The 9303-nt window shown below is 44.2% G+C and carries 9 protein-coding genes; 1 reads left to right on the top strand and 8 read right to left on the bottom strand.

The window, feature by feature from the left end; translation table 11 throughout:
- A partial coding sequence (locus WC955_07080) for a hypothetical protein (protein MFA5858812.1) occupies positions 1-512 on the bottom strand: 512 nt, incomplete at its 3' end.
- 114 nt (positions 513-626) lie between these two features.
- Here WC955_07080 and WC955_07075 point away from each other — a divergent pair.
- Entirely contained in the window at positions 627-2954 is a 2328-nt protein-coding gene (locus WC955_07075; protein ID MFA5858811.1) for a VCBS repeat-containing protein, read from the top strand.
- 20 nt (positions 2955-2974) lie between these two features.
- Here the strand turns inward: WC955_07075 and spoVG are convergent, their stop codons facing one another.
- Genes spoVG through thiL form a run of 7 tightly spaced genes read right to left on the bottom strand, consistent with a single transcriptional unit; the run spans position 2975 to position 9288 of the window.
- On the bottom strand, positions 2975-3295 hold the full coding sequence (gene spoVG, locus WC955_07070) for a septation regulator SpoVG (GenBank protein ID MFA5858810.1): 321 nt from the start codon (positions 3293-3295) through the stop codon (positions 2975-2977).
- Positions 3296-3352: 57 nt separating this feature from the next.
- Complete coding sequence (gene ispE / locus WC955_07065) at positions 3353-4276, bottom strand: 4-(cytidine 5'-diphospho)-2-C-methyl-D-erythritol kinase (GenBank protein ID MFA5858809.1); 924 nt, start codon at positions 4274-4276, stop codon at positions 3353-3355.
- 4 nt (positions 4277-4280) lie between these two features.
- Positions 4281-6521 (bottom strand): tetratricopeptide repeat protein, encoded by a 2241-nt coding sequence (locus WC955_07060; GenBank protein MFA5858808.1) that lies wholly within the window; start codon positions 6519-6521, stop codon positions 4281-4283.
- The gene (gene rimI, locus WC955_07055; protein MFA5858807.1) at positions 6521-7015 is read right to left on the bottom strand and encodes a ribosomal protein S18-alanine N-acetyltransferase; all 495 of its coding nucleotides are present in this window, start codon (positions 7013-7015) and stop codon (positions 6521-6523) included. The genes WC955_07060 and rimI overlap by 1 nt, the downstream gene beginning before the upstream one ends.
- Positions 7012-7749, bottom strand: coding sequence for a tRNA (adenosine(37)-N6)-threonylcarbamoyltransferase complex dimerization subunit type 1 TsaB (gene tsaB, locus WC955_07050; GenBank protein MFA5858806.1), 738 nt, complete (start codon positions 7747-7749; stop codon positions 7012-7014). The genes rimI and tsaB overlap by 4 nt, the downstream gene beginning before the upstream one ends.
- Positions 7746-8267, bottom strand: coding sequence for a tRNA (adenosine(37)-N6)-threonylcarbamoyltransferase complex ATPase subunit type 1 TsaE (gene tsaE, locus WC955_07045; GenBank protein MFA5858805.1), 522 nt, complete (start codon positions 8265-8267; stop codon positions 7746-7748). The genes tsaB and tsaE overlap by 4 nt, the downstream gene beginning before the upstream one ends.
- A complete protein-coding gene (gene thiL / locus WC955_07040) occupies positions 8236-9288 on the bottom strand; it encodes a thiamine-phosphate kinase (protein ID MFA5858804.1) in 1053 nt (350 codons plus the stop codon). The genes tsaE and thiL overlap by 32 nt, the downstream gene beginning before the upstream one ends.
- Positions 9289-9303: the final 15 nt, after the last annotated feature.

The raw sequence follows: 9303 nt of genomic DNA, 5'->3' as shown, positions 1-9303 counted from the left end.
TCCGACAACGCTTCCCGGTCAAACGCTTTCTCGAACTTGTCCACCACATGCGCGTACGTATCTTCGGGAACGAGTTGTATCATCGCCAACCGTTCCGCAGCGGTACGGTTCTTTTCGTTTTTCCCTACGATTATCCGGCGGAACAGGTTGCGTTTGCCCAGTTGTTTCACATACACAAAATGCCAGCGGGCGTACGTGTCTGTAGTGATTATCAAAAACGAGGTTTTGTAGTTTGCCGGTAAAAGATTGAACACTGCGCGCGTATATTTCTGCAACCCGCGGTCAATATCGGTAATCACATCTTTCTTTACGACAACCAAGAGTACCGGCAACGGCGTCTCAGTACTTGCCTCCGCGATTTTTGTTACACCCGCACCGCGGGTAACCTCGCTGTCGGGCAATACCACCTGCTGGTTCGCGTAGGTATATCCCAAAGCGGAGGCCAGCTTGCGGATCCCGTCGACTGACTCCAGTTTTTGTAATACCTGAAAAAGCTCTTGTTCTGAATACATTATTGTTTATACCTATTAACCTATAAATACTTCTTCTGTTATGATTACTAGTATTATAATACTTTCTACATGAATTTGACACTCACCCCGGTACTCATGTATGATTGAACAATTATGAATCAAACACGGTTTAATAATATGACCAGGCATTATAGTTTTAGTATTGAGCTTAGCGTTTCCGAGCGTTACCGTAACGTACCGTATGGCGTGGATATAAACTTTGATCAACTGCTGAAGGATAAAAATATTAAAGGAACCTTTGACAGGTTTTCTGTGATTGTAAAAAAGGTTGACAGTATCACCGGTGAACTAAAGGATGTACACTTCAACCTTTCAGACAGTTTTCTCACTGAAAACAAAGGTAGGGTAAACTGGTTGATTGAAGACACCGCAGAAAAGAATTATGTTATTTTCTATGACACAAAAGAAAACGGCCCGTTTAAACCACACGATTATATTGGCCTTATCGGCAACGGCGACTGCCTCCGGTTTAATGACGGTAAACCTCATGCGCTTCATGTAGGGATGCATTCTAACCCCATCGCTATTGACTGGGACGGTGACGGTATGATTGATATCGTGACTCCTCAGATGTATTCTCATACACTGGGAAGCCCATGGTTCCCGGTAAGATTTTTCAGGAATGAAGGCACGAACGTTAACCCGCTTTTTGGTGATGGTATACCTCTGAAAGGCATAAACGGGAATAAGTATGAGTATTTAAAATGCGGAATCGATATTGAAATCTGTGATTGGAATGGGGATGGGCTACAGGATATGCTAGTATACCCTTATAGCAACGCTGAACGCCAGAATGCCGTGTATGTGTACATAAACACCGGTAAAAAGGATGGGGCCGGGTTGCCGCTGCTCGAATTGAAACATACGCTCGAAGTACTTCCTCCCAAAGGTTTATGTACCTGTATGAAAGTGGTGGACTGGTTTGGCGATGGGAGAAAAAGTTTGTTAATCGGTTACATAGGTACCGAAAAAACTTACGTGAACAAGGATGATCCTCTGTGGTTTAAAGCTAGCGCGCAGGAAAAGGAAAGCGCGCAATGGCCAAGATGGTATTATAAAAACAAGATAGTTCTTATGGAAAACGTATCACAGGATAATGCGTACCCGGAATTTAAGGATCCTGTTGTCCTTACGACAGGTGATGGTATGAATATCAGCAGTTATTCTGTCTCAAGTTTTGATGTAGTAAAACATAATAGAAACAGCAACGGGCCGGATTTACTGGTGATGCGCGGCTCAGACGAATTCCATAAGGGGTTTGCAGGAATTGAGTATTACAGAAATACGGGAGATAAATCGCGTACGGTTTTTGAGCCCTGTGGGAAGCTACAAAACATCGCCGACCGGAGTTCGCTCTACTTCAGGGATGTCAATACTCCTGCTTTCAAGGGGCTTCTGGTAAGCCACGGCAGCTCCGGCAGTAAGATCAAGTATTACAGGTTTGATGGATATGACGACAACGGCCTTCCGCTTTATACGGATAAGGGTTTCATAATGCAGCGTAACACCTATATGAATTCATATTCAGGTTTTGCACAGGGTTCACTATGTGATTGGGACGAAGATGGCGACTGGGACATTATCACGGGCTGTGAGACCGGATTTATTACAAGGTCTGAGAATACAGGAACACAAAAGTATCCGGTTTTCAAAGATTTTGAAGTTTTGGAGCAGGGCGGCAGGCCCATAGAACTTCTGAATGGTCCGTTTGACGATCCGGGTTCGTTTATGGAAGCGAATATAGGACAGACCGCGCCGATGTACATTGACTGGGATGCTGACGGTATACTTGACCTGCTTGTAATTATTGGCCAAAGATTTTATTTTTATAAAAACAGAGGGACATCGGGAAAGCCAATACTCGAGAAACCTGTCGAGATAAAGGCGGACGATGGAAAGACAGTGGCAAAGCACAGGAACAAACCTGCCGTTATCGACTGGAACGGTGACGGACTTCCCGACATAATCGGGCATGACGGCGAGGAAAACGGACTGTATCTTTTCAAACACTACAGGGATGAAAAAACCGGGGAACTGAGGTTGGCGGCAGGCATACCGTTTGAATACCGGGATGGCGGCCCTGTGGTACCAAAAGTGTGGCACAGATATACCAAGTACTTCAATGCAGCCGATTGGAAAGGGAACGGTAGCTACGACATTTTTCTCAGCACCTGCGACCATATACTATATCTAGAAAATGTTGGGACTAATAATAACCCAGCTTTTTTACAGCCTGTCAGGTTCAAAATTGAGGATAAGCCAATATCTATAGGGCACCATGTATCAACTCCTTTCCCGGTTGACTGGGACAAAAGCGGAAAGATTGACCTACTGGTATCCGGTGAATCAGGATTGTTCCATCTATTCAGGCGTAACTACCTTGATGGCGTGCATAAAAAAATAGGCTATAAAATCACTTAGCAATAAAAGTTTTGTTTTGGTTACACTTTTGGCTGTTTATCGTCAAGTTTAGGTTCCGGCGGTATACGGTTACCTATATTATCAAAATCCTTAAGAGCTTCTTCATACTCTTTTAGAATACGCTGTGTGATAGTATCCCGCATATCCTGAGTAATAGGATGCGCAACATCCTGGTAAGTACCGTCATTCCGTTTTTTCGCGGGCATACACACGATAAGCCCTTTATTTCCCTGGACAACTTTTACGTCACGTATAACGAATACGTTGTCAAATGTTATTGTTACAAATGCCTTAAGTTTTTCTTCATTCCTTGGCACTACGCGTACTTCTGTAATTTCCATCTGATAGCCTCCTTAATTCATAATGCTTGTACATACACAGAGTAGGTAGCAAACGTCTTATTTATTCAAAACAACCGCACCGCCGGGTGTTGTAGATGTTACCCAAACACGCCAACGCGGAAATTTGCCGTTGACGTATTTCTTCAACTTAACTCCTGCTGCCCTGTTTGGGAGAAACGCGTACACCGCCGACCCTGAACCCGTCATTAGCACGGTATCCAGCCCGGCGGAAACTAACGTTTCCTTCACAGTACACACCTCGGGGTAGCGATTGAACACTGTTGGTTCTAAACAATTGTAAAGAACATCAGCGCTGATGCCTTTATTTTTGACATGCGCAACTATATCATTTATTCTACCTTTTCCATATTTTTTTGTCAACTTTCCACGTTGTTTTTGCTCCGCAATAAAGCTATCATACGCGCCATAAGCGTCTTTAGTATTAGAATTAATCCCGGGATGTATAAGCAAAAGATGTTTTTTTAGCTTAATATCAAGTATTTCAAGTTTTTCGCCGATACCTTCCGCCTTTGCGCATCCACCGGGTATAAAAAACGGCACATCCGCGCCAAGCGTAGCGGCTAACCTCCGCATTTTTTTTACACTCATCCGTAAGCCCAGTAAACGGTTCAACCCCGTGATCACCGCCGCAGCGTCGGAAGACCCGCCCCCGAGCCCCGCACCGGTTGGAATCCTTTTGGTTAACACCACTTTTATACCGGTACCGCATTTATTCTCAGCCAAGACCGCCATCGCTGCGCGGTAAGCAATATTTTTTTCTTTCCCCACACCGATCTCCACGCCTTTACAAACAAGAGTGATAACCTTCCCTTGTTTTTTTAATACACTAAGTTCCACGGTATCGTATAACCCGATGTTTTGCATTAAAGTTTCAACTACGTGATACCCGTTTTTTAGTTTGGAAAGAATATTAAAATAAAGATTTATCTTAGCATTAGCACGGATAACAATTTTTTTCATTACCTTACTTTTTGTAGTTATCAAGTAAAAACATTTTATCATCCCTTTTTTGGTTGATGACGTACGACCCGAAGGACAGTGTGAACCTTAAATTATACTTCTTTAATTCGATGAACACCTTTGACGGCAGCCATACACCTTCGTAATACTCATACCCAGAAAACATTATCCTAACCGCACCATAAAGCTCGTCGGTATACACGCACTCATGCATTAACCCGCCGGCCTTCGCAAGTACTGCATACTGCCCGCTATCACCTATGGTGTACACCGTTTTATTATCCTTAACCCCATACCCAGGATTATCGTACCTACCCGCGATATCACCGTTAAGCCAGGAGGTAATGGTTTTCAGCAACGCACCCATCTGTTCTTCCGGGAGGCTAGCCACGGCATTAACCGCACCCGGGTACGCATCAATTATCCCATCACGATACACCACCACACCCCGGGAGATACTCATGAATCCCAGGATATCAACCCTAAAATTCCGTGGAGTACAAAAATTGAATACTGCAGAAACCTCACCTGAAGGAAGGCCATGGATTTTAACGGTACCATTGAGTGCGATATACGTTTTTTGGTTAGACTCATAACGTTTTAACAACTTCCTTACCGCGGTCCCCGGGGAGATACGGTTACCCGCACCCTCAATTTTTCCTGTGAATAACCCTTTATCTTTCTCCGGCGCACAGGATACAGCTTTCTGCCACCACTCATACGCTGATTCGTACTGATTCATAGAATAATAAACATCGCCTATATGCCCGTAAACAGTAAAATCCTTTTCTTTCTCCGCCGAAAGTAAAAGTTCACGTAAAGCATCTTCCTTACGGCCCATCCGGAAATACACCCAGCCCAGGGTATCTATATACGCCCCGATCCCGGGCTCCAGAACCAACGCTTTATTCACTAATTCCAACGCTTTCTCTAGTTTGATATTACGGTCAGCGTATGTGTATGCAAGATAATTCAATGCCGACGCGTTCCCGGGATTAAGTTCCACAACTTTTTGCATACACTTCTCAAATTTATCAAACTTTTTTTGCTGGTCATACACTACGCCTAACCGGAAATACGCTTCATGATACTCCGGCTGGAGTTCCACCGCACGGCGTAGTTCGTGCTCCGCAGCGGATAATTTTTTTTCGTCAATATACCCCACCCCAAGAAAATAATGATAATCCGGTGAGTTCGGGTCAAGCCGTACCGCTTCCCTCAACATCTCAACAGCCTGATTGTTTTTCCCTAACCGCCCATAGAGGTATGCGAGATGAAAAACATTTTTGGGGTCAGCATTTTTGGTTGAACGTACAAGTTTTTCAAAATACCCGGCTGCAATATCAATTTTTTTTTCTTCCTCCGCCAATAACGCGAGGTATGTCAGCGCATACTTATTCTCCGGAGCATGCGCCAGTAGTTTCTCAAATACAGCTTTTGCATCTTCCCGTTTTTTTAGATCATAATACAACACACCAAGTTTTGCGTATACCACTTCATTAACAGCAGAACCATACCGTTCTCCCAGCATAATTGCGTTTACGTATGACTCCACGCTTTTATCCCATTGCTTAGTTTTTTCGTATACTTCAGCTCTTGTGAGAAAGACAAATTCCAAGATATTCGGCATATTTGTTAACTCCAGTATTCTGTCGCATACTGAGAGCAACTCCTCAACTTTACCCACCCGGCGGTACGCATCAACAAGTTTTTGCAGGACCTCAACATCCTCGGGGTTAGACGCTAAATACTGTTTATACAACTCCACCGCCCGCTGCGGCTTTTTTTCGAGTTCCAACATCGCGAGGTACATCACAGCCTCAGCATTCCCAGGATCAAGCTTTATAACTTCATCAAACATTGTTAGTGCATTAGCATAATCCCCGCGGTAAAAATACGCTTCCGCAAGAATGGACATAATCCCGGGATTCCCGGGTATTTCCCGTATCGCACTTTCACCTTCACGTATAGCTTCATCCATCCGCCCTAATGCAATGTATGTACGCAGAAGTTCAACCCGCAAAAACGCATTCTCAGGATCAAGCTCCGCAGCTTTCTTGAACGCAGAAATTGCGCCTTCAACTTTCCCTGAATTTTGGGATAACACACCCTGGAGGTAATGAACATACGCGACATTACCTTTTACGGCAATACTTACATTTTTAGCTTGCTGTGGCGCCACCGCACCCACAGCGCTTACCGAAGGTACGCTCAGCAATACTACTACCAAAAACAATATTAGCACTACAACTCCTTCTTCATAACAACAGCATTCTCACCGTCGCTATAATAACTTTTACGTAAGCCCGTAACAATAAATCCCGCAATTTGATATAGCACCTTTGCTGCAGTATTACCTTCCCGTACTTCAAGATACGCAACATTCAACCCCAACCCGCGCATACGGGTGAGCGTATAGTTTATCATATTAACCCCGATACGGCGCCGGCGGTACTGCGGGTGTACCGCAAAATTAAGGATATGCCCTTCATTAACCACCGCCCAAAAACCGGTATAACCCACCACATCGATACGTTCAATTCCGCTAACCCGTAAAATACCGACATAGAAATAAGAATACCCGATCCCGAGTTCAGACTCAAACATCCCGCGGGTCCACGGGCTGGTAAACGACGCGCTTTCAATCACCGCAACCTCGTCGATATCCCGTAATTCCATCCTACGGAAAACCAACTCTTCCTCTATGGATAAGCGTATAACCTCATCGTTATTCCTCAAAGTAACTTTTTCAACCTCTCGACCGCTACGGGTTGTTGAATATATACAGGTTTCAGTGCGGTATACCCAAAACCATTTTTATATGTAAAAACATACCGGCTGCCGATAACCGCAACACTTTCCGCACGGGGATACCCGCATGGGTGAAGTTCAACATCCAACGCTTTCATATTGTTACGGATAATATCCTCATACTTCCCCACCCCGGGACCGGTAAACACAACCTTCTTTATCCCTGATGCATTACAGCTTCTAATAATATCTTCACATGCAAGGTTAATATCCTGTAATTTAATTCTTGATACTTTAGCGGCCTTACCCTTCCGGAGAATACACGTTTTGTAGTATACATCACAGCGTATACTGTTAATCACAGGTACGCAAATATATGTGGTACAGTCCCCACGCTGTTGTTGTTCATACGCCAACGCATCAAGCGATCCTACTCCCACAGCACGAGCACCGATACCCTGCGCAAGCATACGCGCAATAGAAACGCCAATACGTAAACCCGTAAAACTTCCCGGGCCTGCATCGACAGCAATAACATCAATCTTTCTTAAAGATAACTTTGTTTTCTTCAATAATCCGGTGATAAGCGGAATAATAATAGCGCTATGACTTTGCCCGGCAAAAATATTACTTTTTTTTAGCACACTCCCGTTTTTCACTACGGCAATCCCGCAGTTACTCCCCGCGGTTTCTATCCCCAATACCACAACATTTGTTGTCATACTTTCCCAACTTCCAGTTTAGAGGTAAGCTTTGTCAGTAACCCGTTATACATCAGCCCACAGGTTTTTACCACAACTTTTCTTTGTTCCGGCGATACATACATCAACCGCACTTCAATACGTTCCTTCGGATAAATATCCTCAAACTTTTCCGCCCATTCAATAGCAACAACATGCGGGGATGTAATAATATCTTCATACCCTACTGACAAAACATCATCCACTGTGGTAAGCCTATAGAGGTCAAGGTGGTATACTATCCTGCAGCGGGTTTTGTATACATTAACAAGCTTGAAGGTCGGGCTTGCAACCCCGGAGTTTAACCCCAAACCTTTCACTAATCCCCGGATAAACGTTGTCTTGCCATACCCCAACCCCCCAAAAAAAAGGATTACGACATTACCCTTTTTTGGCAACACTTTAGATAGTACTACCGCTATTTTTTCGGTTACACCAGCAGAAGATGAACAAAAAACTTTTTTGTTACTACTTTTTCTTATTAAACGCTTCGTACCCATAAAACCTTTTTTCTTCGGCAATACCGTTATCCATCACAAACCTTATTCCTTTACGCTTAACCGCCCGCGCAAACGGTTTATACACCGGGCATTTATTGCTAAACTTACCCACACATTTTTCATTCACAGAAAAGAGAAGTTCATACTCCTCCCCGCCAGGCACTGCATAAGCGTAAACATCACGCTTATTCCTGTGACACCAGGTATTTAACTCCGGGGATACCGGTAACGCGTTGAGGTTAACTTCAAACCCTACATCATTACTCCGCGATAACAATCCTAAGCTCTGTATTAACCCATCACTAATATCCATCATTGATGATACACAACCGGTAGCAGCCAACGCCTTCCCTTCTTCCATACGCGGAACAGGCCGGCATAACCGCCAGGCCAACCTACGTGAATCCTTACCGTTATCACGATACAACTTACGATGTTCCAGAATTTCAAGCCCGGCTTTAGCATCACCAAGCGTACCCGTACAAAAAATATAATCTCCGGGGGTCACACCTTCGCGGGTAAGCACATTAGTTTTTTCAGTACCCCTTCTTACACCGATAGCCGTCATCCCGAGCCATAACATTTCTGACTTAACGGTATCACCTCCAACAACGGACATCCCCCGCGGTCCTGCGCATTGACTTATACCGTTACAGATACGTTTTGCATATTCCTGAACAAACCCGTCGGGAAAGCCAAAATTCAGTACCGCGTATCTAGGCAGCACATTACCCATTGAAGCTAAATCACTGAGATTAACCGCAGCGAGTTTATACCCTAACGATTCCCAATACCGTAACCCTAACCGTTCAACCTTATTCTCCCATGAAAGACGGAAATGCGTATTTTCAACTAACACATCGGTTGTCACTACCAGCCGATCACTTGAGGAAGACATAAGTTTACCTATAAACGCATCATCCCCGTTTGGCACGAGTTCATACTTACCATATTTATTATGAAACCAGCGAACAAAGTTTTGGATTAAACCATGTTCGCTGGTGATAACTTTTTTCTTCAATCGCACACTATTTTC

It is taken from the genome of Elusimicrobiota bacterium, from assembly GCA_041658405.1.
Taxonomy (GTDB): domain Bacteria; phylum Elusimicrobiota; class UBA5214; order JBBAAG01; family JBBAAG01; genus JBBAAG01.
The sequence above is the reverse complement of the archived record's forward strand: the minus strand, read 5'-3'. Positions and strand labels throughout refer to the sequence as shown.